22 protein-coding genes and 2 pseudogenes are annotated in these 26,940 nt (G+C 62.3%); 13 read left to right on the top strand and 11 right to left on the bottom strand.

All coding sequences use genetic code 11. From position 1 onward, the window contains the following. Nucleotides 1-414: 414 nt before the first annotated feature. The 5 genes from BWR02_RS21000 (at nt 415) to BWR02_RS18970 (ending at nt 4,280) form a co-directional block, all read left to right on the top strand. A complete protein-coding gene (locus tag BWR02_RS21000) occupies nt 415-555 on the top strand; it encodes a hypothetical protein (protein ID WP_162560242.1) in 141 nt (46 codons plus the stop codon). Nucleotides 556-665: 110 nt separating this feature from the next. Then, the gene (locus BWR02_RS18985) at nt 666-1,616 is read left to right on the top strand and encodes an alpha/beta hydrolase (protein WP_139559482.1); all 951 of its coding nucleotides are present in this window, start codon (nt 666-668) and stop codon (nt 1,614-1,616) included. Further along, nucleotides 1,592-1,816: a CPXCG motif-containing cysteine-rich protein gene (locus tag BWR02_RS21510; protein ID WP_407941089.1), complete on the top strand. Its 225-nt coding sequence runs from the start codon at nt 1,592-1,594 to the stop codon at nt 1,814-1,816. Before BWR02_RS18985 ends, BWR02_RS21510 begins: the two co-directional genes overlap by 25 nt. A 479-nt stretch (nt 1,817-2,295) precedes the next feature. Next, a complete protein-coding gene (locus BWR02_RS18975) occupies nt 2,296-2,646 on the top strand; it encodes a four-helix bundle copper-binding protein (protein ID WP_139559480.1) in 351 nt (116 codons plus the stop codon). Nucleotides 2,647-2,822: 176 nt separating this feature from the next. After that, nucleotides 2,823-4,280, top strand: a complete 1,458-nt coding sequence (locus tag BWR02_RS18970; protein WP_139559479.1) for a catalase — start codon at nt 2,823-2,825, stop codon at nt 4,278-4,280. Nucleotides 4,281-4,500: 220 nt separating this feature from the next. On the opposite strand, the gene BWR02_RS18965 is transcribed toward BWR02_RS18970, so the two are convergent. Then, complete coding sequence (locus tag BWR02_RS18965; protein WP_162560241.1) at nt 4,501-5,565, bottom strand: AI-2E family transporter; 1,065 nt, start codon at nt 5,563-5,565, stop codon at nt 4,501-4,503. A gap of 329 nt (nt 5,566-5,894) precedes the next feature. Between BWR02_RS18965 and smbP the strand changes: the two genes are divergently transcribed. Continuing rightward, nucleotides 5,895-6,251 (top strand): small metal-binding protein SmbP, encoded by a 357-nt coding sequence (smbP, locus tag BWR02_RS18960; RefSeq protein ID WP_139559477.1) that lies wholly within the window; start codon nt 5,895-5,897, stop codon nt 6,249-6,251. 142 nt (nt 6,252-6,393) lie between these two features. Here smbP and BWR02_RS18955 read toward each other — a convergent pair whose 3' ends face one another. Both BWR02_RS18955 and BWR02_RS18950 read right to left on the bottom strand, forming a co-directional pair. Continuing rightward, complete coding sequence (locus BWR02_RS18955; protein ID WP_201276332.1) at nt 6,394-7,629, bottom strand: anion transporter; 1,236 nt, start codon at nt 7,627-7,629, stop codon at nt 6,394-6,396. Between the two features lie 166 nt (nt 7,630-7,795). Next, complete coding sequence (locus tag BWR02_RS18950; RefSeq protein WP_139559475.1) at nt 7,796-8,737, bottom strand: alpha/beta fold hydrolase; 942 nt, start codon at nt 8,735-8,737, stop codon at nt 7,796-7,798. Nucleotides 8,738-9,575: 838 nt separating this feature from the next. Here BWR02_RS18950 and BWR02_RS18945 point away from each other — a divergent pair. Both BWR02_RS18945 and BWR02_RS21380 read left to right on the top strand, forming a co-directional pair. After that, nucleotides 9,576-10,004 (top strand): hypothetical protein, encoded by a 429-nt coding sequence (locus BWR02_RS18945; protein ID WP_139559474.1) that lies wholly within the window; start codon nt 9,576-9,578, stop codon nt 10,002-10,004. Nucleotides 10,005-10,272: 268 nt separating this feature from the next. Next, nucleotides 10,273-10,758 (top strand): annotated as a pseudogene (locus BWR02_RS21380) (transposase); the annotation flags it as partial. A 342-nt stretch (nt 10,759-11,100) separates the two neighbouring features. On the opposite strand, the gene BWR02_RS18930 reads toward BWR02_RS21380, so the two are convergent. Next, nucleotides 11,101-12,819, bottom strand: a complete 1,719-nt coding sequence (locus BWR02_RS18930) for a choice-of-anchor tandem repeat GloVer-containing protein (protein WP_139559471.1) — start codon at nt 12,817-12,819, stop codon at nt 11,101-11,103. Nucleotides 12,820-14,356: 1,537 nt separating this feature from the next. On the opposite strand from BWR02_RS18930, the gene BWR02_RS18925 reads away from it, so the two are divergent. Next, nucleotides 14,357-14,656: a hypothetical protein gene (locus tag BWR02_RS18925; protein WP_236102429.1), complete on the top strand. Its 300-nt coding sequence runs from the start codon at nt 14,357-14,359 to the stop codon at nt 14,654-14,656. Nucleotides 14,657-14,775: 119 nt separating this feature from the next. On the opposite strand, the gene BWR02_RS18920 is transcribed toward BWR02_RS18925, so the two are convergent. Continuing rightward, the gene (locus BWR02_RS18920) at nt 14,776-16,044 is read right to left on the bottom strand and encodes a porin (protein ID WP_139559470.1); all 1,269 of its coding nucleotides are present in this window, start codon (nt 16,042-16,044) and stop codon (nt 14,776-14,778) included. A gap of 187 nt (nt 16,045-16,231) precedes the next feature. Between BWR02_RS18920 and BWR02_RS18915 the strand changes: the two genes are divergently transcribed. The 3 genes from BWR02_RS18915 to BWR02_RS18905 all read left to right on the top strand — a co-directional run bounded on the left by BWR02_RS18915 (nt 16,232) and on the right by BWR02_RS18905 (nt 19,133). Further along, entirely contained in the window at nt 16,232-17,527 is a 1,296-nt protein-coding gene (locus tag BWR02_RS18915) for an ammonium transporter (protein ID WP_139559469.1), read from the top strand. Continuing rightward, nucleotides 17,524-17,871: a hypothetical protein gene (locus tag BWR02_RS18910; protein ID WP_139559468.1), complete on the top strand. Its 348-nt coding sequence runs from the start codon at nt 17,524-17,526 to the stop codon at nt 17,869-17,871. Before BWR02_RS18915 ends, BWR02_RS18910 begins: the two co-directional genes overlap by 4 nt. A gap of 170 nt (nt 17,872-18,041) precedes the next feature. Next, on the top strand, nt 18,042-19,133 hold the full coding sequence (locus BWR02_RS18905; RefSeq protein WP_162560240.1) for an outer membrane beta-barrel protein: 1,092 nt from the start codon (nt 18,042-18,044) through the stop codon (nt 19,131-19,133). Between the two features lie 110 nt (nt 19,134-19,243). On the opposite strand, the gene BWR02_RS18900 is transcribed toward BWR02_RS18905, so the two are convergent. From BWR02_RS18900 to BWR02_RS18875, 5 genes are all read right to left on the bottom strand, one after another. Beyond that, complete coding sequence (locus BWR02_RS18900; protein WP_139559466.1) at nt 19,244-20,689, bottom strand: sigma 54-interacting transcriptional regulator; 1,446 nt, start codon at nt 20,687-20,689, stop codon at nt 19,244-19,246. A 793-nt stretch (nt 20,690-21,482) separates the two neighbouring features. Beyond that, complete coding sequence (locus BWR02_RS18895) at nt 21,483-22,550, bottom strand: hypothetical protein (protein ID WP_139559465.1); 1,068 nt, start codon at nt 22,548-22,550, stop codon at nt 21,483-21,485. 737 nt (nt 22,551-23,287) lie between these two features. Continuing rightward, nucleotides 23,288-23,671, bottom strand: a complete 384-nt coding sequence (locus BWR02_RS18885; protein WP_201276331.1) for a hypothetical protein — start codon at nt 23,669-23,671, stop codon at nt 23,288-23,290. Between the two features lie 44 nt (nt 23,672-23,715). Beyond that, a complete protein-coding gene (locus tag BWR02_RS18880; protein ID WP_139559463.1) occupies nt 23,716-24,060 on the bottom strand; it encodes a hypothetical protein in 345 nt (114 codons plus the stop codon). 91 nt (nt 24,061-24,151) lie between these two features. Next, entirely contained in the window at nt 24,152-24,643 is a 492-nt protein-coding gene (locus tag BWR02_RS18875; protein ID WP_521615337.1) for a hypothetical protein, read from the bottom strand. Between the two features lie 96 nt (nt 24,644-24,739). Between BWR02_RS18875 and BWR02_RS18870 the strand changes: the two are divergent. After that, nucleotides 24,740-25,150, top strand: a pseudogene (locus tag BWR02_RS18870) (IS5 family transposase); the annotation flags it as partial. A gap of 123 nt (nt 25,151-25,273) precedes the next feature. Here the strand turns inward: BWR02_RS18870 and BWR02_RS18865 are convergent. Then, nucleotides 25,274-26,935, bottom strand: a complete 1,662-nt coding sequence (locus BWR02_RS18865) for a choice-of-anchor tandem repeat GloVer-containing protein (RefSeq protein WP_162560238.1) — start codon at nt 26,933-26,935, stop codon at nt 25,274-25,276. Nucleotides 26,936-26,940: the final 5 nt, after the last annotated feature.

The raw sequence follows: 26,940 nt of genomic DNA, 5'->3' as shown, positions 1-26,940 counted from the left end.
ATCCGGGCGGAAATCGCCCTCTCAAACGCGGAATTTGCGTCACTAAAGTCCATTTTCGACGCCTGATTCTCCGCGGGATGCGTCCTTGCGCGTCAACTCGGAATTGTTCAGAGGTTCCCTAGGCGCGTAAAACAATCAGATCGCTTGGCATTCTGCGTTGAATACATCGCCCTCTGTGCGGTGCCGTACGGACGGCGATTTGCCCTCCGGGTAAGGTTGATGCCGGGCGAGCGCAAGCAGCCCTTGTGTTCGAAACGCGGTTGGGCTGAACCGAGTCCGCAGAACGCGGCCTCCAGATACCCTTGGGATTGTAAAGGCCAGTACCCCACGATCAGGGATGATGACTGGGAGAAAGGCTGGGGTTTAGCTCGTCGCTGAGGTTCCCTGAAGGTGCCGAACCAATTGGAGGATCGTATGTCCAGCAGCAAACATGACTCGCCGAAAGCCGAGGAAGGAAAGATCGGATACGTTATCCTCTACTTTCTGGGTGCTCCGATAGGCCTATTGCTGATTCTCTGGCTGATCCTGGGTGACAACTTGCTAGGTCCAGGCTGAGCAGCGGACAGTCGCGCGGACTGTAGGCGACACAGCGATCGACCGAGGCCATCAGACAGCTTCGGACCCTATCGGGCATCGTCCCCGTGGAAAAAACCAGGAAGAACGAGATGTTGACCCATGTTCAACTAGAGCCGGAAGCCCGAGCGTTTGCCGAAGCTTCGGCGAACCCGCCCTATTTGTTTGAACTCGATCCTGAGCAGGGCCGGTCGGTCGTCGACGGGGTCCAGGCGGAGCCCATCAGCAAACCCCCCGTGGTAATCGAAGACCGCATGATAGACGGAGGACCCAGCGGACAGGTGTCCGTCAGAATTGTGCGGCCCCCTGACATGCCCGGACACCTGCCCGTAATCGTCTACCTGCATGGGGCAGGATGGGTCTTCGGGAATCCGCACACCCACGATCGTCTGGTCCGGGAGCTCGCCGTTGGCGCGCAGGCGGCAGTCGTTTTTCCGGATTACAGTCTGTCACCGGAAGCCCGGTATCCTACTGCTCTCGAGGAGAGTTACGCCGCACTGCAATGGGTCGCGGCCGGCGGGTATGACACCGGGTTGGATGCTGCGCGTCTCGCGGTGGCCGGTGACAGTGTGGGAGGAAATATGGCCGCGGCGATAACGCTGCTGGCCAAGGCCCGCGGCGGTCCGGTAATCCGGCAGCAGCTACTCTTCTATCCGGTTACAGACGCCGCTTTCGAGACCGAGTCCTACCACCAGTTCGCAACCGGGTACTTCCTGCGCCGCGACGCGATGATGTGGTTCTGGGACCAGTACACGCGTAGCAGCCAAGAACGAGACGAGATCACTGTATCGCCGCTTCGCGCCACCACCGAACAGTTGCTGGGCTTGCCGCCTGCCCTGGTCATTACCGCCGAAGCCGATGTGCTGCGGGATGAGGGCGAGGCCTATGCGAACAAGCTTCGGGCGGCGGGTGTCCGGGTCACGGCGGTGCGGTTTCAGGGAATAATCCACGATTTCGTGATGTTGAACGCTTTGGCCAACACCGCCGCGGCGCGCGGAGCTATCGATCTGGCCACGGCATGGCTGCGTCGCGGATTGGCTTAGGCAGGCTCATGCAGGGTCTTCAGATCGCAATCATTCAATGTCCCTATTGCGGGGAACGGATCGAGGTCGTCGTCGACTGCTCGGTTGGTGATCACGAATACGTCGAAGACTGCAGCGTATGCTGCAGACCCATCACGCTGTCGGTCGTGGCGTCCGACGGTGAAGTTGCCAGCATCGAGGGTCGGACTGAAGATGAGTAAGCTGACGTTGTGAAGGGCTTGGCCTGCCGACAATGTTGTTCACTTCGCGCCGATTCTTTTGGCCTTTCACACAGCGACACACGGCGCACGGCATTGGCCCCGGCCCTGGAGGCTTCGCCCGGTGGTGTCGAGCCTTTTGGAGCATGAATCCCACCCGTCGACAGTATTGCCGTTCACTGGCCACGTAACGGGCTGACCCGCAGCGCGCGGTAACGCTCGCTGAGGCTTGCGCGCTCAGCAAATCGGCGCAGCCGACATCGCCATATCGCTTGGCGCGCGTTCCGGCAGGTTCCGGGCTCCCCCAACCAGAAAGATCTATCGGCCTGGTATGTGCGATACCGAACCGACGCCCGCGCAACAGGCCGGTTAGCCTGCTGACACGGTTGCGGAGCGATCCAGCCCAGCGCCGGAGCCGAATCCTCGGTCGAGATGGCACGCCCATCCGTGACCGCATGCGCCTCTTACCACGGGAGCCTCCCATGAATCACCCAGACCAAACCGAAGACGCGATGCAAGAATGTATCGATGCGTGCAGCCAGTGCCACCAGGTCTGCCTGGAAACGGCCATGAATCATTGTCTCGAAACCGGCGGAAAGCACGTCAAACCCAAGCACTTCCGGCTGCTAATGAATTGCGCCGAAATCTGCCAGTTATCAGCCAATTTTCAGCTCAGCAACTCGCATTTTCAGCATCGTCTGTGCGAAGTCTGCGCCGAAGTCTGCGAGGCCTGCGCGGACGATTGCGAGAAGCTCGGTGACATGGAGGAATGCATCGAAGCCTGCCGGGAATGTGCCGAGAGCTGCCGGAAAATGGCGAGCATGAAGCACTGAACGCGAGTCAGGGCACCCGCGGGAAGCAGCGGGGGCAGGCCTTCCTGGAAGCCGATCAGCTGCGCTGACCGGCTTCCCCAGTGCATGGCCAGAGGTTGGTCACAGAGCTAAAGTGAACTGGCCGGACCGAGCCGACGTGAGTCAACCACGAAGTTTCAACCGAGAGGGAACACGCCATGACCGACAAGCGGAAACTGACCACCAACGCCGGCTGCCCGGTCGTCGACAACCAGCACGTGATGACCGCCGGTCCGCGCGGACCGCAGTTGCTGCAGGACGTGTGGTTCCTGGAGAAGCTCGCCCATTTCGACCGCGAGGTGATTCCGGAACGCCGCATGCACGCCAAGGGCTCGGGTGCCTATGGCACGTTCACCGTGACACACGACATCACCCGCTACACCCGAGCGAAGATTTTCTCCGCGATCGGAAAAAAGACCGAGCTGTTCGCCCGCTTCACCACCGTGGCCGGCGAGCGCGGTGCGGCCGATGCTGAACGCGACATCCGCGGCTTTGCGCTGAAGTTCTACACCGAGGAGGGCAACTGGGACTTGGTCGGCAACAATACACCGGTGTTCTTCCTGCGCGACCCGCTCAAGTTCCCCGACCTGAACCATGCCGTGAAGCGCGATCCGCGTACCAACCTCCGCAGTCCCAAGAACAACTGGGATTTCTGGACCTCGCTGCCGGAGGCGCTGCACCAGATCACCATCGTCATGAGTGACCGGGGCATCCCGGCGAGCTACCGCCATATGCACGGTTTCGGTAGCCATACCTTCAGCTTCATCAATGCCGGCAACGAGCGTCATTGGGTCAAGTTCCATTTCAAATGCCAGCAGGGCATCCGCAACCTGAGCGACGCGGAAGCCGAAGCCATCATCGGCAAGGACCGCGAAAGCAATCAGCGCGATCTCTATGACAGCATCGAAAAGGGTGACTTCCCGAAGTGGACGCTGAAGGTCCAGATCATGCCCGAAGCGGACGCTGCGAAGGTGCCCTATCACCCCTTCGACCTCACCAAGATCTGGCCGCACCAGGACTATCCACTGATCGAGGTCGGTGTGATGGAATTGAATCGCAACCCGGAGAACTTCTTCGCCGAGGTCGAGCAATCCGCGTTCAACCCGGCCAATGTGGTGCCGGGCATCGGTTTCTCGCCCGACAAGATGCTGCAGGGCCGATTGTTCTCGTATGGCGATGCACAGCGCTACCGCCTGGGTGTGAACCATCATCTGATTCCCGTCAACGCGCCGCGGTGCCCGGTGCACAGTTACCACCGCGATGGCGCGATGCGCGTGGACGGCAACTTCGGCGGCACCGTGGGCTACGAGCCGAACGGCGAGGGTGAATGGCAGCAGCAGCCCAACTTTGCCGAACCGCCGCTGAGCCTGGAAGGCGCGGCGGATCACTGGGATCATCGGGTCGACGAGGACTACTACTCGCAGCCCGGCGCACTGTTCCGCCTGATGACACCGGATCAGCAGCACGTGCTGTTCGAAAACACCGCGCGCTCCGTCGGTGAGGCACCGCGCGCGATCCAGATCCGCCACATCCGCCACTGCCTGAAGGCCGACCCGGCCTACGGCAAAGGGATAGCCGATGCGCTGGGTATCGCGCTGAGTGATATTCCCGACTGACCGAGTTTGCCGTTAAAAGGCGGCGCGCGGCGGCGGGCGCATCTGAGCCATGACCCGTAGCCGGACCGCCAGGTCGAACATGGGTGCTTGGGAGCAGGCTAAGCCCGGGGACGCCCGAGCGCTTCCGCGGGCGGCATTGGCCGAGTACCCGGGCGCACCTCTGCCGCGCCGTTACGGCCTGAGTCGCTGCGTCTTGCGCGGGCTGGCGCCGGACGTTCGTTCAGACACTGTCGGTGCTGATTTCGGACTCCCGTGAGCTCCATTGCTTGAACATCGCGTAGGCAATGGCCAGCAGCGTCGGACCGAGAAAGATGCCGAGGACGCCGAAGGCCATGACACCCCCCAGCACGCCCAGAAACACCAGCAGAAAGGGCAGGTGACTGCCTTTGCTGATGAAGTACGGCTTCAGCACATTGTCGACCGAACTCACCACCAGAAAGCCCCACAGTGCCATGAAGACGGCCCAAGCCGTGTCACCCTTCTCGAACAACCAGATGGCCGCAGATACCCAGATCAGCGGCGGCCCCACGGGGATCAACGACAGTACGCAGGTCAGCACGCCCAGCAACAGGACGCCCGGTACGCCCGCGATCAGGAACCCGATAGCAGCCAGGAACCCCTGGGCCAGCGCGGTGCCGAGAATGCCGTAGACGACGCTCTTGATGGTACCGCCCGCCACCAGCAGCAAACCCGGCGCTTGCTTACCACCGACGCGGGCAAACAGGGTCTTCATAGTCTGGGCCAGCGCCGCGCCGTCGCGATAAAAGAAGAACGCGATGAAGACGCTGAGCGTCAGGTGCAGGATGCTGCTGCCCAGATTAGCGGCACCCTGCAGTGCCCAGTCGCGTACCGGCACGAGGTAGCGCATCAATTCCGCGGTCAGTTTGGCGCCGCTGCCCGCCATCTCCTGCCATCGGTCGTGGAGGCGGGAGCCCACGAGAGGCAGTTCGGCCACCCACGCGGGTGGGGCGGGCGGGCCCTCGCTGAGGAGTTGCCGCACCATATCGATCAGGGTCGTCACGTCTTCCGCCAGACTCGTGCCCAGGAAGACCAGCGGAACGATCAACACTGCCGCCACCGACGACACCATCATCGCCGCTGCCAACGTTCGCCGCCCGGCCACCGCCCGCTCCATGCGCTGGTAAATCGGCCAAGTGGAAAAGGACAGGATCAAGGCCCACAGAATGGCGAACAGGAAAGGGCGGAGAACGGCGAAACAGCCCGTGATCAACACGGTGACCAGCGCGATGCCGGCGAATTTATCGATGCGATTTTGACTTAGCACGATGCTTTCTTCCGGGGGAAAAGGGAAGAGTGCGGGCATTATCGCCTCCGCAGAGCCGGCAAGAGCCAACATCGCGTTGACACGGCGTCGAAAACGAAGTGCCGCGAGGGTGTTGGCTAGCAGGTGCCGCCCTGGACCCAGCGCGCTCACAATGCTGCGACGACGGCATTCAGGAGCTATGTGCGGTAGCAGACAGACGGTTCCGGGCGGCAGGGCGTAAAAAGGTCGGGCCATCGGAACTGCCGGCCTCCAGCAGGGAGGCCGCGTAGTAAACCGCAATGCTCCTACCGTCTTGAGTTGGAGCACCTCAACCTAATCGATATATCGCTATGAAAACGCTCGTCACCCTCTGGGTATTCTTTCTGTTGGCCTTTCTGTCGGGGGTCGCGAATGCGGCAGGGGGCCCCATGAACCAGGATCTCACCCCGCTGACCGCGACGGCCCAAAAAGCCCTGGACGCGGGCAAGCGCGGCGACGCCGAGGCCTTTGTCAAGGAGGCTGAGGCGGCTCTGTTTCAAGCCAAGTCGCAGACCGATTCTGCCGCGCAACAACGCATCGTTCGGAAGCTGAAGACAGCGGTTTCCGAGGGCAAGGCCGGGAAGCTGCTCGAAGGCACACAGGCCGTGGAAGAGGCCATGTCGGACATGAAGGCCTCCGGCCCGCCTCGTTTCGGCGGCGGATCTTAAACTCGGCAGATCTTAATACCCCTGTGACCGTTGCAGCCTCCGGTGTATCCGCTGTCCGGGCACACCACAGGTTGCTTCGGCAGCCCCAGTGGTCATCGCCGGGCAACTCAGCGCCCGGCGAGCCACGGGTCAGGGCTCTCCATCAGCCGGTACCAGTCCGCCACGTCAACAAGACCGCGCCGGACACGATCAGGCTGACTACGGTCACCGGTACGCCCACACGGGCGTGTTGGCTCCAGGTGATGATGACGCCTCGCCGGGCGGCCGCGTCCATCACGATGATGTTGGCGATGCTGCCCACCACCAGCAGATTACCCGCGAGGGTGCTGGCGAGGGCCAACAGGGCCCCGTCGCGAGACGCGGCAATCGGCAGCAGCAGCATCACGGCCGGCACGTTCGAGACCAGGTTGCTGAGCAGAAACGTCATTCCGAACAGCACCGCCGGTCGGCGCAGATCGAGTCCGCATGCTGCCAGGTTGGCCACTGCCTGCTCCGGCAGGCCAGTTTGCTCAAAGGCGTGATTGACAATGAACAGGCCGATGAAGAGCAGCAGTACCTGCCAGTCAACCAGGCCGAGCATCTGCCGCGAATGAAGTTTACGGGATAGCAGTAGCAGACCCGCTCCGCCCAGCGCGACGATCTCCCGTGGCCAGTCGGTCAGCAGGAACAAACCGAACAAAGTGCCGGCGACGGTGAGCCCCTTGGTTGCCTGCCATCGGTCCATAGTGTGAGACGAGGCGGTCCCGGCCTCGGCGCTCGGCCCCGCGCCGGGTCGCCCTTGCCAGCGTCCGCGCCAGAGCCAGCCGATGATCACCCAAACCATGATCAGTCCGCCCACCACCGGAACGGCCGCTTCCTGAGCGTACGCGACGAAATCCAGATGCAGCCGTGCGCCGATCAACATGTTCTGAGGGTTGCCGATCAGCGTCGCTGCCGAGCCGATGTTGGCGGCACAGGCCAGCGCCAGCAGGAACGGCACCGGGTCGAGGCGGCGCAGCAGGCAGACATCGATCAGGACCGGAGCAATCGACAGACACACGACATCGTTGCTGAAGACGGCCGCCAGCACCCCAACCACCCCGATCAGCGCGGCCAGAAGACCGGGCGGCGAGGCCCGCAATTTCCCGAGTTTCCAGGTGATCCAGTCGTAGAAGCCGCCCAGCCGTAGCTGCGCCGAGACCACCATGAAGGAGAACAGCAGAATCAGCGTGGGCATGTGGACTGCCCGTCCCGCGTCGGCCTCGCCGATCGACTCGCTGACCAGCAAGGCAATGGCCCCGAGGAGTGCGATCCCGGTCCGATCCAGTTGCAGGAACGGCAGCCCGCCCAGCAACATGCCGAGATAGACCAGAACGAAGACGACGATGACGGTGGTCAAGGCGGAAAAATCCTCGGGCACGGACGGCGCCATTCGAGCAGGAACCCGATGCTGAATGCAAACGGCGCGGCTGTCCGAGCGCGTGGTCGGGATTGCCACGCAGTTGCGCTGAGCGCGAAAGCCAGAGCTGCGGTGCGGTTTCTGTTGGGCACCAAAAGGCGACAGTTCACCCGAAGTCCAGCAAACCGCCGGCGTGGTCGCCGTCATATCCGGTCGTGATGCCCCTGTCGGAACGCAAGAACGCCTGGATCGCACGCATGGCTTCCGGTTCAGACAAGGTTGGTGCATGACCGACACCGGGCACCTCGACGACTTCGAGATCGGGTTTGATGCGCCGCATCTCCGCGACACCCGCCGGTGTGAGGATGTCGCTGTCCGCGCCGCGCACGACGAGCACCGGGACGCGGGCCAGTGCGGCAAAGAGCGGCCGCAGATCGGGCGCGGGACAAGCCGCCGAGGTGGCCAGGGCATTCGCGATGGCCGGGTCATACGCAAACTCCACCCACCCGTCGCTGCGGTCTCGCCCCACGCGGCGGGCAAATCGCTGCCAGAACGCCTCGTCCATCCCGGGAAAGCACGTACCTTGTGTGTGTTCGACCGCCTCGGCCAGTGCCCTCCATGAAGCAAAAGGCCCGGTGTTTCCGACATCGGCGACGATCCGCGCGAGTCCTGCAGGATTGAGCACCGGCCCCACATCGTTCAACACGGCGGCACTGACAAACTGTGGCGCGGTGCCCGCCAGAATCATGGTGATGAGCCCGCCCATCGAGGCGCCCAAGAAGACGCACGGGCCGGTCACCAGCGTATCGAGACAAAAGGCGACATCGCCGGCGTAGGTCGGCAGCATGTAACGTCGCCACTGCGGATCCTTGTCGGATCGCCCGCGTCCGCGCATGTCGAAGGTCAGGACGCGATGCCCGCTCGAGGCCATCGCGGGTGCGAAGTCGTCAAAGTCCGACGAATTGCGTGTCAGGCCATGCAAACACAGGAGCGTGCGTCCTGACCACTCCGTCTGCGGGAGATAGTCACGCGCATAGAGCAGAAGACCGTCCGGGACACGGATCCGTCTTTCCTCGTAGATGGTCGAACCATGGGTATGCCTGACCATCCGCGGGGTGGGTTTCAGCGGGGATCGTGACCAGCCCACCCGGACCGATCGCAGTTATTGGCGGTGGTCAAAGCCTTCATCACAGGGAAGATCGCGGGGTTGCGTCCTGAAAACATCCGCCAGAGCGTAATGAGGTGTAAAAGACGGCGACCGGCGGATGCACAGCTACCCCGCGTCGCACTCAAACAGGTTAGCACTGATTACGCGGTTGACGCGCTTGCATGGAGACGTCGTTTCGCAAGCCCTGCCGAGCGGCAAACAGGCTGAGCGGCCCTCCGATCAGCGCCGTCAGGGAAAGACTGAGCGACGGCCGTCCCGGCCTGGTTGAGCGCCGGTTAAACCGAACGCCATTCCGCCACACGTTACGGGATCAGATGCTTATCGCGTCTGAGCTTGGCGATACATCCGCTGATCTACGGGACACCCTTATGAGCGATAGGGTTCACGCCGATTGGCGGGATATTTTGATGCCCCCACGGCCCAACCGCAAAAACGCTTCCAGCGACGATATGTCGCACGTCACCTGAAGTCAGTGGGTCGTCTTTCATGGCGGGACTGCCTATTCTTCCGGGCATTCCTTTCTCCGAGTGTTGGTGCCATGAGCTCATCTATCGCCCACCCATCCCGATATGACCCGCTGCGTGGGTATTTCAGTGCGGTGCATTCCGATAGGGCTGCACGTTTTTTTCAAAGATCGCTGCACTATATCAGGGTGGCGGTCCCGTTAATCCTTCCCATATATCTGACAGCTTGTGCCACCGTCATCCATGGAACGACCGAGCAGCTCGACGTCACTACACAGGCTGACGGCAAACCGTTGGCGGGAGCTAGCTGCATAGTGAAACGCGGAAACCTGGAAACCTGGACGGTAACAACACCCGGAAAGATAGAGATTCCGCGAGGGAAGGAAGACCTGCGCATCAGTTGTGCGAAGAACGGTTACCGCATGCCGACCGAAGCCGATATCAAGCCGGAATGTGAGGCGCTGGGTTCTGCCGGAGGCGGCGCGTTGGCGGGGGCCGCGCTGGGTGCGACGGCGACCGGCGTCGCTCTGTTCCCGGTTCTCGCGATACCCGGTGCTGGTTGGGTCGTCTGGCCGTTGGCAGTGGGTGGGGGAGCGTTGGTTGGCGGCGCAGCATCGGCGGCCACCGATACGGCTGATGGCGCCGCCTATAGCTACCCGACACCGATCACCATTCCAATGAAGCGAATCGCGCCCCAGGAAGGCAATCGGGTAACACCGGCACCGTGCGCTGCCGAGCATTGAATGCCCTGTGATACGTTGTGCGGGCAGAAGTAAAGCTACAGCCGCATTTCGACCCGGGTAGCGGCCAGTTTGTGTTTTATGAAGATCTCTATGGTAGCAATTGCACCATTCCCAGGCTTCCTTTTGACTGATCCTTGGTGGATAGACGCCCCTGCAGAAAGGCTGCAAGCCACATGGCGCATGGAGTTCTGCCGGTCACCTGGGTATAAGAATCCCTCGGAATTTGCTGGAATGGGGAGCAATAGCTGAGGGATTTTGGGGCTCACTGATGACTGACGATTTCTTCCCGGCACGCTTGGAGCAGATGATCGACCTGCGGCATCCGCTGGCGGTGTTGGCCAGGCGGATTCCCTGGGGGCAGTTGGAAGGAGCGCTGGCACCAAGCTTCGAACGGCAGGATCGCGCGGGTCGGGTGGTGGCGGTGGACGACCTGTTCGGTCCGCGTCTGTAGACGGTCGGCGATGGCGTCAGTGCGGCGGGTCCACCCCGCTTGCCGATCCGCCTGATGGCGGCGCTCTTGTACCTGAAGCACGCGTTCAATCTCAGCGACGAAGCGGTGGCGGAACGCTGGTCCAAGAATGTGGTCGGGCAATACTTCAGTGGTCGGGAGTACTGCGAGCTGCGGTTGCCGTGCGTTGCCACGCAGGTCGGTCGGTTTCTGAAAGCGATCGGTGAAGCAGGAGTGGGAGAGTTGCTCCGCGCTACCGTAGACACGGCGGTGGTGACGAAGGCGGTGCTGCCACACGAGGACGAGGGTGAGATCAGGGTTGAGGACTCGCATCACCGCCACGCCTTCAGGCGTGAGTACGCTGCTATTCGCACCCGGCACGATCAGCACCGGAACACGGGCCAGCGTGGCAAACGGGTCGCGCAGAACGGGCTCGATAGGTTCAGGAAGTCTGCCAGCAGATGCGCGATGGTTGAGTCATAGGCCGGCCCCGCCGGCATCCTCTCCAGTTCAACGTCCAACGTCTAAAGCCAGCCACTTGAGCGTGATGACGGGCAGTCAGAAGCGGCTAGCGATCTAATCCAATCAGCCCAGTTGGGCAAGAAACACGCCCCGGCTCAAGACCGGGACGTGCTCTATCGGTTCAGGTCATGGCGTGACGGTAAACGCCGTAGCCGTGCTGACACGGCCCCCCGCCGTGGTTGCCGCAATCTTGCCCGTGATCGCACCGACCGGTACGGTGGCGGTGATTTGCGTGGCGCTGTCGACGACAAAACTGGCGATCGCGCCACCACCAAAGGTGACCTTCGTCGTCTGTGTCAGGCCAGAGCCGGTCAGGATCACCGCACTGCCCACCGCTCCGCTGGCCGGGCCGAAGGCGGTCAGCGTCGGCAATTGCTGGAAGGCCTTCAGGGTCTGCGGAGTGCCGGTCGGGGTCGTTACCTTGATGAGGCCCGTGGCCGCTCCGGCAGGCACGACCGTCGTGCGAAAGGTATTGCCCGTCCCTGAGAAGCTGGCATTGACGCCGTTGAAGCTCACCCCGGTGGTGCCGCCCACCGCACCGAGCAGACCGACCGGCGTGCCGGCCTTGGCGGCATTCGGGATCGGTGCGATGAAGCCCGGGGCGCCAACGTCGAGGCTGTAGAGGGTTCCAGCGTTGACCAGCCCGCCGGCTCTGGTCAAGCCATAGATCCGGCCGTTAGTGTGCAAGAAGGGCGTGGATTGGGGCGAGGAGCCATCCGTGCCATGGAAACTTGCCTTCACGGTGTAGACGCCGGCTGGCGTGATCCTGAACAGCGCACCGAGGCCGTTGGCGCCACCGGAATTGGTCGCCCCGTAAAAACTCCCATCGCTGCCCTGCACGAGGCCAGCGTACGGATAGTAACCCTTCGCGAGAGCGGCGGCGCTGCCGTTGTCGAAGTTATACAGCACGGTGATAACGCCCTTGAGGGTTAGCTTGAAGGCCGTTCCACTTCCGAACGTCCCACCGTATACCGTCGTACCATACAGGTTCCCGTCAGTGCCCTGGGTCACCGGGCCATATGGGTTAGAACCGTGCGTGTAATCGAAGGCGTAGACGGTCGAAACCACCCCGTCCGTGGTGACCTTGAAGACCGTCCCGTGCAGCGACTCGCCTACATCTCCACCTGTATTAGCCGTTCCGTAGAGCGCACCGTCGGCGCCCTGGATCAGGGGCGCTAAGGGGAAAGAGCCCTGAGGGTGAGTGCCAAGCACCGGATCGTAGGCAAAGGTGTACAGCGTCGTGAAGGTGCCGCTGGGCGTGATTCTGTAAATCGTACCATCGCCCTTGCCAAAGCCAATCGCGCCGCCGTAACCGGTTGTGCCGTAGAAGTTCCCATCACGTCCCTGAATGGGGGGCGCGTACGGGCCGAAGCCTTCGCCGACCGCAACGTTGAAACGGTGCAGGATCGTGACGGCCCCAGCCGGCGTCATCTTGAACACAGTGCCGGCACCTCTGATGCCGCCTCCGGTATTCGTTCCGTAAAAATTGCCGTCCTTGCCCAGCGTGAGGCCCCCGTAGGGATTGCCGCCTTCGGTGGCGTAATCGAAATCGTGCAGTTTGGTGAAGGTTCCACCAGGCGTCAGCTTGAACGCCGTGCCGGCATTGTTGCTGCCGCCGAAGGGCATCGTTCCATACAGATTGCCGTCCCGGCCCTGGGCCAGTTGTCCGGTATAAGCATAAAAACGGTCAGACGCGCCGTCGGCAAAGTCGAAACTGCGCACACTGGTCAACGTCACGGCCTTGGCTGTCATGCTGAGGGCCAGCGCCAGGCCGAGTCCAAGGGTGATTCGGTGCCGAAGGGCGGTATGCCATACGGAAGGAGTGGGGGGTATAGGTTCAAGCATCGCGGAGGTTTCACGTTAAGCCAAAAAATGCGCCCACAATTCCGGGAGGAATCGCACGATTTTCGGTGCAGTTGGATCCTCTCCCAATTCAACTTCTGCCGGCTATCCACCGAGGACAGCATGGCCCGAAGGCTATTATGAAAAATGGAGCCGCACGCAGTGTCAATACGTATTTCCACGTAAGGCGCTGCATTTAGTCGCCCCTGCAAAAATGCTGGAAGCCACATTGCACGCGCAGTTCCGGCATTTAGTGGGGAATTAGAATCCCGCGGAATTTTCAGGAATAGGCCGCACGCTAGTTGCGGGATTTTTGGGGCCGATCGATGACTCACGACTTCTTTCGGGCTCGCTTGGAGCAGATGATCGATCTGCCGCATCCGTTGACGGTGTTGGCGCGCCGTATTCCGTGAGCGGAACTGGCAGCGGCGCTGGCACCGGCCTATGAGCGGCGGGATCGCACAGGGCGGGTGATGGCGGTGGACGATCTGCTCGGTCCGCGTCTGCAGAGGGTTGGCGGTGGAGGCACTGCCGCTGGTCGAGCGGCGTACGACGACCCCCACGTAGCCGTAGGGCCATTACCTACCGAACTCCCGCTCCAACAGGCTCCTAGCAACCCAATGGCTTTTCGAGAAACCGATGCGTTGACAGTCAAGCCCGCGACGTCGATGGGGTCGCCAAACGCGATGCACGGGCAGTGCGCGAGGGAGGCGCGCAGACGTTGGCCGGGCATCGACAGCGCTGCAAGCCGTCGCATGAAAGCGGCTGTCTCCTGTTGGCCTGCCCGCCTCGATGAAAACTTCCGTGAACAGCAGGCGCGTACGCGGCCTTCGAGCTCAGTCCCGCTTCCGCGGAGCATCGAACGTTTACTCCACCTCAACGCCACCGACCTGCTGCCTGTCGGTGCCCTTGATCGGCTCGTGCCCATGTCAAGCTCGGGGTGCATGTTACGGCATCCGACGTACCCGAGGCATGTCGAGCTGGCAGGACGACACGGGCGGTCATTGTGAACTCGGGTTCAGCGTTCACCGCTTTGCCGATTCCGGGCGTCGAGGGTGTCCGGAGGCTGTGTCCCCTTTCGGACCCGATAGAGTCGCCGCGATGCATGCGCTTCGGGTTCGGCTGAGTGCGAGCCCATTGGCATCGTTGTTTCAACGCCTGACACCTGTCGTAGCGCCGCGAATGACCGGAAATGGTGCGCAGGGCCGCCATCTGTAAGCGGCATGGTCCATGTGCATGCCTAATGTGCGCTGAAATGGGGCGATCATGGGATGGTGGCGGATGTGGCTCTGTCAGAGGTCGTTCGCAAAATTAAGCGTTCGAAGAAGGAAACAACCAAAGACAAAATAAAGAAAAGCAACAAACTAGGTTGCATACTCTTTCGGTCATGATCTTCGAATGGCGTTTTGAGGTGGCTGCCTGTTGATCTGCAGTCGAAACTATGAGAGTCTCTGCTCCGTCACGGTGCATATGTGCACCAAGGACGAACAATAATGATCACGTGTGTTGCAGCACCGACTGATTTGGGAGGACTCTCGCCATGCCAAGAACACTCGCCTTTTCCGCCTACGTTTTCTGTCTTGCGCTACTGGTGGCCTCGGCCGTGCAGGCGAAGCCCGACGTAGCGACGCCCGAAGAGGTACAAAGCTGCCGTTTTATTGAGAACGTGAGCGGATCATCGGGTTATGGAAAGAATGCCGGCTGGATGCCCATCGCCAAATCAAAGGCGGAACGAAAGGCAGGTTCTCTCGGTGCCACCCATATCGTATGGACCAGCATGCGCTCGACGGGGGCATTCAACGGCGCCGCAGAGGCGCGTGCGTACGACTGTCAGCGCTGATCCGGCCGGGCATCAAGAAGCGTTCGCCGGTAGCTCTACGAGTGGGGTGCGGTCATGGTGGGGGGCTCTCGGAGGAATTCGGGCGATACGACACTCGCTGCCGTCCCGCGAGAGGGTGGTCAGAGCAGCAGTATGACGTCCCATGACAGGAGCAGCTGGCTCCCTCGAGTACCGGCGTCGAAAGCCTGGGTGCCGTCGCTCCAGTCGCTACGAACGTTCTGGCGCAGCGTCAGCCAACCGAACGGGCGCCAGTTGATGCCCGCGGTGACCGCAAAGTAGCTTGCCGGTTCGGGCCCTAATCCCGGTTCCCGAGCCGGCGCGAGCACGCGGACGCCTGCGTCGTCCCGAAACCACTCGGCCCGCAGTCCCGCGTCCCAGCTTTCGGCGAGATCGACGGTCAGGTACTGGACGATTCCATACCACGCCGCGTCGGCCTCGGCACCGCCACCGGCAAGCCAGCCGTAATCCTGCTGAAACCGGTAGTGAACGGATGGAGTGATGTCATGTTGCAGGACCAGGCTATAGAGGCCGATATCAACCGGAGACTTGTCGCGCGTTGCGCCATAACTGCCGTTCAGCGACGCCGTTGTTTCTCCCGAACTACTCGCCCAGGTCACACCACCGAGAAACCCCCAGTTCTCGAGGCTGCGGTCGAATGCGCCATCCCACCCACCGAACTGGCTGCCGGTGACGGCACCGATCGAGACCTCGATTTCGTCCGTCAGCGAATAGCGGCCCAGGACGCCGGTGTGCGTGAATGGTTCGCCGTATTGCATCGTATAGGCATGGGAGTAGAAGAAGTTGTCAGGCGCCATGACCGATTCACTGCCGATGATCGTGTAGAAGTGGCCGAGCTTGACGCTGATGCCGGAACCAAAGGGCGCGAACAGTTCGAGGTAGGTCTGTGGGAAAGCCACTTGGTAGAAGCGGTTGTCGAGCAGCCGACTGTCCCAGGTGCTGTCCGGGTCGCCGAAAGTCTGGGTGAAGGCCGCGTCGGTGCCGAAGACGAAGTCGGCCCGGCCACCCAGGTCCCAGTCGGTGCCCTGCACATTGACCGGGCGCTCAAGGTAAAGGTAGAGCTGGTTAAGCAGAAAGGTTCGGGACCGATCGTTGAAGGTCACGGGTCCGTTGAAACCGTCGGAGGGCTTCGCTGCGTTGTAGGTGTATCCGGCATCGATCCAGCCGTCGACGGTCAGGCGCAACTGTCGGAAGAGTCGGGATCGGTTGGGATCTGCCTCCGGGGTCAGTTCGAGGAGTCCCGGCGACTCGGTCCAATTCGCTGCCGCCAGGACGGGAGCCCACAGGCTACCCAGCAACGGGAGCGCACGCTGAACGGATGGTCGCCGTTCATCGAATTTGATACGCGTCGTCTTGGTGCGCCAACTCATAGATCTGCATCATAACGGGGCTAATCCATTCCCGAGGGAGGCCATGATCGTTGAGAGTCTGCTGGGAATCAAGGCGGGGTGATCTATTTTAGTGCATCCATTGCATCGTTTATGACCACGCAAGGGCCGGGTGCATGTGCTTCAGCGCGGCATGCCGCCGGCTCGGAATGGCGCGCAAGGAGATGAGATGAATCGATACGGCCTCAGGCTGGTGGGATGGGCGATGGCGTGGGGGGCCAGCCCTTGCGTACACGCCAACGATAACTTGAACGCTGCGGATACGGCCTGGATCCTCACGTCGACCGGGCTGGTGCTGTTGATGACGATGCCTGGTCTGGCGCTGCTTTACGGCGGTCTCGTCCGCACCAAAAACACGTTGTCGGTCATGGTGCAGGTGTTTGCCGTGACGTCGTTGGTCTCGGTCCTTTGGGTGGTCGTGGGCTATACGCTGGCACTCACCGACGGAGCGACGACCCAACCCTGGTTGGGAGGCTGGTCCCGTGTATTCCTGCGGGGAATGACGCCCGGTACCCTGAGTGGCAATCTGCCGGAAGTCGTGTTCTGCATGTATCACCTGACCTTCGCGGTCTTCGCGCCGGCGCTGATTCTCGGCAGTTGCGTCGAGCGCGTGAAGTTTACGGTGATGTTGTCGTTTACGGGGTGCTGGTCAGTGCTGGTTTATGCGCCGGTCTGCCACTGGCTCTGGGGCGGGGGTTGGCTTGCGGAACTCGGCGCGATCGACTTCGCCGGCGGCATCGTGGTGCATACGACGTCCGGCGTCGCTGCACTGATCGCGGCCGGGCTGGCCGGTCCGCGCCGGGGTTATCCGCGCCGGTTGATGCCACCTCACAATCTGACACTGACCGCTGCCGGCGCAGGCTTCCTGGCGGTAGGCTGGCATGGTTTCAGCGCCGGTAGCGCACTGATGGCCACCGGCGCAGCTGGCATGGCGATGCTGACGACGCATATCGGCGCGTCGGTGGGTGCACTGGTCTGGATGGCGATGGAATGGTTGCGCTTCGGCAAGCCAACCCTGCTCGGCGTGTTGACCGGCATGATAGCCGGGCTGGGTGTCATCTCGCCGGCTGCCGGCTTCGTAGGTCCCGCCGGTGCCATCGCGATGGGGCTGGCGGCCGGCTTCGGGTGCTTTTCGGCCATACACTGGATCAAGCGGAAACTGGGGATCGACGACACGCTCGATGTTTTCCCGGTGCACGGGGTCGGCGGCATGATCGGCGCCATCCTGACCGGCGTGTTTGCCTCGGAAACCTTTGGTGGCTGGGGCATCCCGTCCGGTGTTTCCGCGTGGCATCAGCTCGGCTTGCAAACCTTCGCGGTTATCGTCGCTGCCGCATGGAGCGGTGCGGTCAGCCTCGTCCTGCTGCTGCTCTTGAAACGTCTCGTGGGTCTTCGCGTCACACCGGACCAGGAAACCGATGGTCTGGATGTCGCGTTGCACAACGGCAAGGCCTATCACTTGTGATCCGATCGGCTAACCGGCGCGAGGGCGGTCGCGCGTGTCGCATTGGCCTGTTGCTCTATGCAGTCGCGACATCGGCTGGCGCCGGACCCGATGAAGCCAGCGCTGCGCGGGCCCTCGAAGCCAAGCCCTGCGGGACGGGTACCATCGGCGGGCGACTCGATGACGAGATCCGAGGGCACTCGCGGCGCGATCTGGGGTGGCGGATGTTCGTCGGGACGGGATACTACGACCTTGAGCGCTCGCTCCGCGTGTCCAAGAGCATGGAAATGCGCTTTCGCTGGCGTGTCTTGGATAACGGTTCGGTCGAGCCCGTCTCGGAGCCCGCGCAACGCCTCTGCGCCTGAGCCGCCCCATGGCGTGTGTCGGGAGACCAAGGATGGGCGAGCGCCTGCGCTCAGGGTGCTTTGGCGTCCGCTTGCCGCGCCGGCGCGAGAATCGCGTTGCCGCAGGAATCGGGCACCGATCGCGCCCATTACGGACTTGGCAATGGTCTGTCTTGTTCGCGGCCACACTCATGTCTGTCGCGTCCCCTGCAGGATCGGACGAAATCGCCGAGCTAAACGCGATTGGCACCTGGACTGCTTATCTGGACCTGAGCTATCCGGCCAATTTCAATTCCGGCGAGCCCCATCCCTGGCGCAGTAAGCTCACGACGAACCGGCTCAGTCAGTTCAGCCCGAACATGGGCATGATCTACTTTCGGCGCGAGGCGTCGGAAGCATCGCCCTTCGGTCTGGAGATCGGAGCGCAGGGCGGCTACGACACGGACGGGCAGGTGCCGGCGACATCTCAACTGGCGGGTGCCGAAGTGCTGCGGTACCTCTCCCATGCCAACGTCAGCTACCGGGCGCCAGTCGGCAATGGACTCCTGTTGACCGGCGGGCTGATGAGCAGCTTCATCGGCTACGAATCCTTCTATGCCAGGGACAACCCCAACTACACGCGCAGCTGGATCGCCGACTACTCGCCCTTCTTTCTGATCGGCGCTGGAGCACAATACCGGATCAGCGACGGGCTCGACGCGTCGCTGTTCATCGTCAGCGATTTCGACTATCTGGCCCATCACAACAATCATCCCAAATATGCCGGGCAGATCTCCTGGCGCATCGGCCCGGGATGGAAGCTGACACAGAATGTCTTCGCAGGGCCCGAGCAGACCGATACGGCCATTCGCTACTGGCGCTTCTTTTCCGACAGCATTCTGCAGTGGACTGACGATGTGCACGCGATAGGTTTGGCGTATGACGTCGGAACGCAGCAGGAGGCGAGCCTGGTCGCGTCAGTCCAAAACTTCTGGACCGGTGCGGCCCTGTTCACCCGCTGGCAGATTCAAGGGCCCTGGGCGCTCGCGATACGCCCCGAGTTGTACTGGGACCCCAATGGCACGCTGACCGGATCGATCCAGTTCATCCGGGCGCTCACGGCCACCGTCGAGTACGCGATCGTTGCCGACGGTTGGACGACGCAGCTCCGCGCCGAATACCGCTACGATAACTCGACGGGGCGGCAAGGTGGATTCTTCGGCGCAGGCGGTACGGACGGGCCGCTGGTTTCGGGCCAGTCCACCGTCCTGTTGGCGGTGCTGATCTCCTTGGACCGGCCGTAGCTCGGGGCGGATCGGCGATGGTCTTCCCGAAGCGAACCGGGCTGAGCCGCTTCCGCTGCAGCTGCAGCACGGGCTAGGGCGTTGGCGGCCGAACCGGGCGGTTCCGGCTTTCAGGCTTTGTGTATCCCGCGTCCGTTGCGGGTGGACTTATTCATCTTGCGAGTCAGAGTGTTGCGTCCGACGCCGAGCAACCTGGCAGCATCCTGCCGGTGGCCGCGCGTGTAGCGGAGAGCCGCGGTGATGAGAACGTTCTCGACCGAGTCGAAGGCACGCTTCGCCAGACCGACCTCGCCGCGCCGCAAGCGATCATCGACCCACAGCCCGAGCGAGTCTTCCCAGGTTCTGGTGACGATCGGTTCCAGGTGGGACTGAACGCGTTCAGGCAGGGTCCAGAGTTCGTTGGGCAGATCCGCGATGCCCACCTCCACAGTCGGGCTCATCGCCGTGATCCAGCGGCAAAGTGTTGCCAGCTGCCCGACGTTTCCCGGCCAGTCCAGGTCACAGAGCGCCGCGACCGCATCGCTGCTGAGCCTGCGCGGAGCCATGTCCAACTCGTGTGCGGCCTCGCTCAGATGGTGAGCCAGCAACAACGGAACATCCTCACGCCGATCGCGCAATGGCGGGACGGTTATCACAATCGCACCGAGGAGTTCCGCAAGCGAGTTCCGCGCTTCGGTTGCTGCTGCATTCCGGGGATCGGTGGTGACAGACCCGATCAGTCGGAGGTCGATGTTTGCGGCGTTCCCTTCCTCCGCGCTGCGATACCGACTTTCGCCGACGAGCTGGAGCAGGCGTGTTTGCGTACCGCGAGAAAGTTCGGTGATCTGGTCCAGGAACAAGGTCCCGTGAATAGCCGCTGCGATCAGGCCGCTACCCGGTCCGGCGTTTCCAGGCTCACCGTCCGATCCCTCACCGAACAGTCCGCGATCGATCTCCGCAGAACTCAGTCCGGTCAGCCGGGCGGCGACGAAGGCGTGGCTGCAGCGCTGGCCATACCGATGTAGCGCGCGTGCGATCAGTTCCTTGCCGGAGCCCGGCTCACCGGCAATGATGACCGGCATGTCGTGCGGCGCGAGGCGTGCCACTGCTCGGAAGATCTCGCGCATCGGAGGCGAGTGTCCGATGATCTCGGAACTCAAGTCTGAACCCATCTTCGGAGGTGATGCCGTGCCTTGGGCGATCAGGGCTCTTGCATGGTCGCAGGCGCGCGTCACGAGCCGGTTGACTTCGGAGCCGACGAAGGGGGTCGCAAGGCAGTCGAATGCCCCATCGTGGAAAGCGGTCACGGCACTATCCAGATCCGAGGTGGTTATCGCGATGATGGGAAGCTTTGGCCATCGGGCGTGGATCTCTTGGATGGCGCTCTGTCGTCGCGCTGGATGATGAGTGACCTGCAGAATCAGCGCGTCCGGAACCTCCTGCGTGAGAGCAGTGACGAGGTGCGAACTATCGGACAGGAGACGCGCCCTGAAGGTGGAGTCCGCCAGAGCCGACCGTAAGCCTTCACTGACCGCTGCATCGTCGGTCGCTATCCATACGCGAAATCTTGCTGGCATGTCCTTTGAAATGAATGGATTGGCTTCTCGCTGCCCAAGGATCGCGGCGTTGCCGCCCCGGCAGGCTATTGCCCGGTGCGACGGCCGGGTGTCGATGATGTTATGTTCGCAATCGATACCATGTCAACCAATTCGTTGCCGCAAGCAACCTTTCGAGGTGACCTGGCATGAGAGTGCTGCCAAGGGGCAGGACCGGATGTGTGCCCTGTATCGGTTCGCCGGGATCAAGCCGGGCAACGCAAGCCAGGCGTAGGCGTTGGCGACCTTGAACTCAACGAGTCGGACGGGGCGATCGTCGTCCAGTCGCCACATGAACGCGAGACCGGATGTGTCGTGGTGCGGGCGTTTGTTCCTGGTTTGGGGATCAGGTCACCGGATCAAGTGTCGGCATCCGCGGCTTCTGTGGGCGACAGTGATCCGCGGATTTTGCAGCGGCTATCGTCAGCCAACGGCGCCGCGGCAGGCTGGTTGGCTAAAACCAGCCGGGAGTCGGGCGGCCGCTCAAGTGGGCGTCAAGATGCGAACCGTGGAAACGGCGCCAGCGGTGCGGTGCGTCGGAAAGATGCAGCGAACCTCGGATCAATTCCGATTTAAGGCGCGTCCGGATCAAGAATCACGCTTTGAAATGGCTATTGGCCACCAGAACTCCGTGATCAGTCGCGCCTGAAGAATGGTCGCAAGCGGCCTGACCATTCGGTCGTGCTAGCGCAGCAAGTCCGACAACTGGCCGATGTCCAGGGCATCCGCGGGCGGGACCGATACTCCGGTGTTACCGACTGTCTATTGCCATCTGCTACGGCACGACCTCGCGGATCAGCACGGTGTCACCCTCGCCGGGGTCGCACTCGACGGAGACGATGATGCCCGGCGTTACGGTCCTGAGGAGCAAGTCCGTCAAGTCGATCGAGAACGATCCATCGCCGCCCGCCGTCAGATGGGTGACGCCCGAGAAGGACTTATCCGGTGCCACCGCCGAGACCACCACCTGTTGGCCCGCAAAGCACGTCCCGGACACCGCGCTGCCGGTAATCGTCGCGCTGGCTGGGACGACGAAGTCCAGGTCCGACGCGATGGACGACGTTACGCGGTCGCCAGCCGCAAGCTTGAACGGCGTCCCGTTGCGCCTCTGGAGTTTGCCGCTGAACTGGCCGTCTCGGCGGGCTGTGCCCTTGAACGTGGCCACCCGCGCGCCGCGAGTCACCGTGACGGTCACCTCGGCGCCGGGCCGCTGCGCGGTGCCGCTGACGCCTGCGTGGCCGAGGAAGACCCTCAGCGTCGGTGCGGCCTGCATGCGCTGGTACTCGTCATCGCCGCGGACCGCGTAGAGAGCCAGCAGGTCGCGCCCGTCCACCGGCATGGGGGTCGCCGTGCTGAAGCTGCCGTTGGCATCCGGGGCGAGAGTCAGGCCGTTCCCATCGACACAGTTCCACGCGTCGCAAGGGGTTACGATAAGCGATGGAGCTCTGTTGCCCCTGACGACTCCGGTGACTGTGTCGGTCGCCCGGTCGATGTTCGTCGACATCATCGGGATCCTCACGGTCCGCACCGGCAGGCCGTCCGGGCGGGTCGTGATGATCAGCCGATCCGTCGACGCCAGGCCCTTGCATTCCGTGAACCAGAAGCCGTCGGTGTTGTTACCGACGACCTCGTAGACGGCTTTCGTCACACCCGACCTCGTCGTCTGGGTCAGGGCCAACTCGAGGCCAGGGTCGGTATAGCCTGAGAGTTCACACCAGGCGCCGAAGGTGGCGTTGACTGACGTAGTGGGGGCTATGGGTGCGGCCAGCGCCTGGGCTCCCGGCGCTACCAGTGCGAGCGCGGCGATGGTGGAGGGGATCACGGTGCGGAGCCAGGGGCGCATCAGAAACTCCTCGGGGGCGGAAGGATGGTGCGAAGGACAAGTAATTCCATGGGTGCCGCCGCCTGTTTTGGCAGAGGATGGGCCCACCACGGGGCCCTGTCAACGCGCGAGAACGATTGGGAATCGTGCACCAGGCAAAGGAGTTTTGACGGACAAAGGGAGCGGCCGGAAGGCTCCGTGCATGCGCGTTGCGTTCACGGACCGGTTCGAATGCGGATTTCGACCGCAAGGCCCAATCGTGGAGTCGGGTCCTGGGCTGAAACTCGTTTTCTCAACTCGTGAGGGCCGGTGAGGGCGAATGGGTGCCGTTGATGGCGGGTGTCCCACTGTGCCGAGCGATAAGCCAGACGGTACCTTCACGCTCCCGCTCAGCGCCGGCCAGCGCGGTTCACTCCGCCATTTCGATTGGCTACGCCGTAACCAGCCGTACCCGCAGCACCGGCACCCGCGCCGGGCAGCCTTCCAACACCCGAGGCTGGACCACCCCAACCGCCACGCAAGGCCGGCGTCGCCACGGCGCCAGCCGCCGGGGTGATGGGGCGAGCCACACAGCCCTTCGGTATGCCCGCCGCCTTGCAATACACGACGGCGTCAACTGGTAAGGCGGTTACGGTCAGGGCTAATGCGATTGCCCTCAGAAAGATTGCGCGGTTCATCTTGAGACTCCGAGGTGACGTTACTGGGCTGCGACAAAAAGCGGGATGCCGTCTAATTTCTTGTGTGCGGCAGCCTGCACATTAGAAGCCAGTCATGTCGATTCGTCGATCGAAATTCATTTTCTTGAGCCGCTTGCGCGTGGCCAATCGCGCTTTTCGGTCCACGTTGCGGAGATCGAGTTCGTAATCCCGTCGGCGAGTCTTCAGCCGCATGACCGCGCTGGGTCCGTCCCATTGCAAGGTTTCTAGGTGATCATCCTCATCGTCGTATCGCTCGAAGGAAAAGGAGACGCCGCGTTCCCATTCTTCCAGAATGGGTTCGTACAACGGCGTGCGAAGCAACGTCAGACTTTGAATGCCGAACGCCGCGGTTGGCGCTGTGACGGCGAAGGAGACGATGAGGTCCTTTCCGCTTTCAAGGGTAATGAACTCGACACGATTCCTGGTGTTTTGCGTTGCCGTCACAGAGATCGTTCGTCTATCGTCGACCATTGTGCCTTGAGGCAGGCTTATGCGCTGTCATCCTGACGGGTTGCCGAGAATCTCGAGTCATCGCCTTGGTGAATGAAGATTCCGCCCTCGGCTGCATTCCCCGTGACCTGCAACCAGCCACGCCCTGACGCCTCGTCGTTCTCGTCGGAACCGGACCAACTGAATTCCAAGCGGGGATAGCCGCCGATCACCCCGATCCGGCCGTCCAGTTCGCCTTGCACCAGGCCGAACTGGAAACTCCCGGTCAGGTTCTCGCGCACCGTGACATAGGTTGGTACCTCCATGTCGAAGTACTCGGCATCCCACATTTCCATGTCGGTGATGCGCCACTGGCCGATCACGGCCTTGTTCGCCTGCTTCATCTCGCTTGATCTCCGATCTCTCATGTCACGAGGCATCGAGGGCGGGATTGAGGTTCATCCGACGATCGAAGCGCTGCCGTCGGAGCGAGCTTCAAGAGGCCAATTCCGCGAACAGCGCATCCAGCTGTCGATTACCGGTGATCAGCAGGAGCTTGGCGATCATCGCCGTGCTGTTGATTTCGAGTCGCGCGAAATGGTCCCAGGCGACGGAGGACTGCTTGCGGATGAGCTGGATGCGACCGAACAGATGGCCACGCCGTTCGGCAAATCGCGCCAAGCCGACCGCCTTCTCGATGTTGTCGACCAGCCTCGGGTCGTGCGGTTCGAGGATGTCGATGGCGTACTCGCGATCCTTTGTCTGACGGATGATCACCAGATCCGGGAACATGGGGAGCACCTCGCCCCCCGTCTGGTAGGGAATTTCCAACGACCAGGGTTTCCGGTCCAGATTCCGCCGCCAGCCTGCAACATTGTCCTTGGCGATCTTTTCTTGCAGAAGGCCCGCCTCCCAGCTCCCCGGTTCCGCCCGGAACTGACCTGCGATCGGGCGAGGCGACCGCCAACACGCATACGTTAACGACAACGGTTAAGCCTCGTCTTGTCTTGCCAACGTCATGACACGCTGCTCGGTTCTTCAGTTGATGACAAGGAATCTGCCATGCCAACCCCGAACCACCGATCCGAGAAGGATGAGACGACGATCCTCAAGTTTCGGCGGTTATTGGAGCGGCAGCAGTTGGCGCAGGTGTTGTTCGACGAGACGACGGCGCAGCTGGCCGAACAGGGCTTACTGCTGCGGCAGGGGACGGTGGTGGATGCCACCTTGATTGCGGCCCCGCCGTCCACCAAGAACCGCGACCGCAAACGTGACCCGGACATGACCTCGACCAAGAAGGGGAACAACTACCACTTTGGGATGAAGGCGCACATCGGCGTGGATGCTGACTCGGGACTGGTGCATACCGTGTCCATCACCACCGCCAAGGTCACCGACGGGGCCATGACCGATGCGCTACTGCATGGCGAGGAGACGGTGGTCCTAGGGGACTGCGCCTACACCCGCAACGACCGCAACCTGGCCGCGGAACGCGCGGCAGAAGGTTGGGCGTGCGCTGGGTATGGCGAGTTGGACGCGATGCGCGAATTCGAGCCAGAACCTCGGCCTCGGAGCCACGTCCCGGTGTCGTACCGGGACGTGCTCAATCCGCTCAGCTCATGGCGTGACGTTAAAGGCCATCGCACTGTTGACACTCCCGCCCTTGGTGGTCACGGCAATCTTGGCGGTGGTAGCCCCTGCTGGTACCGTGGCGGTGATTTGCTCGGCACTGTTGACGACGAAACTCGCGATCTTGCCACCACCAAAGGTGACCTTCGTCGTCTGTGTCAGGCCAGAGCCGGTCAGGATCACCGCACTGCCCACCGCTCCGCTGGCCGGGCCGAAGGCGGTCAGCGTCGGCAATTGCTGGAAGGCCTTCAGGGTCTGCGGGGTGCCGGTCGGGGTCGTTACCTTGATGAGACCCGTGGCCGCTCCGGCAGGCACGACGGTCGTGCGGAAGGTATTGCCCGTCCCGGAGAAGCTGGCGTTGACGCCGTTGAAGCTTACCCCGGTGGTGCCACCCACTGCGCCGAGCAGACCGACCGACGTGCCGGCCTTGGCGGCATTCGGGATCGGTGCGATGAAGCCCGGGGCGCCGACGTCGAGGCTGTAGACTGTCCCGACACTGAACGTGCCGCCCGACTGGCTCAGGCCGTAGATCCTACCGTTAGTGTGCAGTAATGGCGTGCCCTGACTATGTGCGCCATTCGTGCCATTGAAACTCGCCTGTATTGCGAAGTCACCGGCCGGCGTTATCCGGAACAGTGTGCCGGAGTTTCTGATACCACCGGAATAGGTCGTCCCGTAGAAATTCCCGTCACTGCCCTGCACCAGGCCGGCGTACGGAGTGTAACCGTTGGCTCGGCTGGCAGTGCTCGTGCCATCGAAGTTATACAGCACCGTGATGGCGCCCTTCAATGTCAGCTTGAAGGCTACTCCACGCCCCGCTGTCCCACCTTCAGTAGTCGTGCCATACAGGTTTCCGTCAGTTCCCTGGACCACTGGACTATAGGGCCGTCTACCGTGAGCGATATCGAAGTTGTAAACGGTGGATACCACTCCAGCGGTGGTGACCTTGAACACCGTGCCGGTGCCGGCACCGCCACTGCCGCCGGCTGTGGTGGTGCCGTAAAATGCCCCGTCCGTGCCCTGAATTAGCGGCGCATAGGGCAAAGCGCCCTGTGGATAATTGCCCTGCGCCGTGTATCTGGGAAAGCTGAATATCGTCGTGTAGTTACCCCCCGGAGTGAGTTTGTAAACGCTGCCAAGGCTGTCCGTCCCGCCGTAGGCAGTCGTGCCGTAAAGGTTTCCATCCCGCCCCTGGGTGGGCGGCGCGGGCGTGGCTTGGCCGTCCAGGCCAGTATAAGTGTGTAGGATCGTGATGGCGCCTGCCGGCGTCATCTTGAACACCGTGCCGAAATTATTGACGCCGCCGTAGGCAGTTGTGCCGTAGAAGTTCCCGTCCTTGCCTAGAATAAGACCCCCCCAGGGGTTCTTGCCGTCGTTCGTAGAGTCGAAATCGTGCAGTTTGGTGAAGGTTCCGGCCGGCGTCAGCTTGAACGCGGTGCCCGCGTCGTAACTGCCGCCGGAAGGCGTCGTGCCATACAGACTGCCGTCCCGGCCCTGGGCAAGTTGCCCAGTAAACCAGGGAGAACCACCGTCGTTGGAAAAGTCAAAATCGTGCAGATCGGTCAGCGTTGCGGCGTTGGCCATCGCGCTAACCGCCAGCGCCAAGCCGAGTCCGAAGGTGACACGGTGCCGAAGGGCGGTACGCCACATGGAAG

Source organism: Methylotetracoccus oryzae (assembly GCF_006175985.1).
Lineage (GTDB): Bacteria > Pseudomonadota > Gammaproteobacteria > Methylococcales > Methylococcaceae > Methylotetracoccus > Methylotetracoccus oryzae.
The sequence above is the reverse complement of the archived record's forward strand: the minus strand, read 5'-3'. Positions and strand labels throughout refer to the sequence as shown.

Coding starts and splice junctions, on each gene's coding strand:
- BWR02_RS18985 (WP_139559482.1), top strand. CDS start 666: ATGTTGACCCATGTTCAACTAGAGCCGGAAGCCCGAGCGTTTGCCGAA.
- BWR02_RS18950 (WP_139559475.1), bottom strand. CDS start 8,737: ATGGTCAGGCATACCCATGGTTCGACCATCTACGAGGAAAGACGGATC.
- BWR02_RS18905 (WP_162560240.1), top strand. CDS start 18,042: ATGTCTGTCGCGTCCCCTGCAGGATCGGACGAAATCGCCGAGCTAAAC.
- BWR02_RS21510 (WP_407941089.1), top strand. CDS start 1,592: ATGGCTGCGTCGCGGATTGGCTTAGGCAGGCTCATGCAGGGTCTTCAG.
- BWR02_RS18865 (WP_162560238.1), bottom strand. CDS start 26,935: ATGTGGCGTACCGCCCTTCGGCACCGTGTCACCTTCGGACTCGGCTTG.
- BWR02_RS18895 (WP_139559465.1), bottom strand. CDS start 22,550: ATGCGCCCCTGGCTCCGCACCGTGATCCCCTCCACCATCGCCGCGCTC.
- smbP (WP_139559477.1), top strand. CDS start 5,895: ATGAAAACGCTCGTCACCCTCTGGGTATTCTTTCTGTTGGCCTTTCTG.
- BWR02_RS18975 (WP_139559480.1), top strand. CDS start 2,296: ATGAATCACCCAGACCAAACCGAAGACGCGATGCAAGAATGTATCGAT.
- BWR02_RS18915 (WP_139559469.1), top strand. CDS start 16,232: ATGAATCGATACGGCCTCAGGCTGGTGGGATGGGCGATGGCGTGGGGG.
- BWR02_RS18970 (WP_139559479.1), top strand. CDS start 2,823: ATGACCGACAAGCGGAAACTGACCACCAACGCCGGCTGCCCGGTCGTC.
- BWR02_RS18920 (WP_139559470.1), bottom strand. CDS start 16,044: ATGAGTTGGCGCACCAAGACGACGCGTATCAAATTCGATGAACGGCGA.
- BWR02_RS18900 (WP_139559466.1), bottom strand. CDS start 20,689: ATGCCAGCAAGATTTCGCGTATGGATAGCGACCGACGATGCAGCGGTC.
- BWR02_RS18925 (WP_236102429.1), top strand. CDS start 14,357: ATGCCAAGAACACTCGCCTTTTCCGCCTACGTTTTCTGTCTTGCGCTA.
- BWR02_RS21000 (WP_162560242.1), top strand. CDS start 415: ATGTCCAGCAGCAAACATGACTCGCCGAAAGCCGAGGAAGGAAAGATC.
- BWR02_RS18880 (WP_139559463.1), bottom strand. CDS start 24,060: ATGAAGCAGGCGAACAAGGCCGTGATCGGCCAGTGGCGCATCACCGAC.
- BWR02_RS18930 (WP_139559471.1), bottom strand. CDS start 12,819: ATGCTTGAACCTATACCCCCCACTCCTTCCGTATGGCATACCGCCCTT.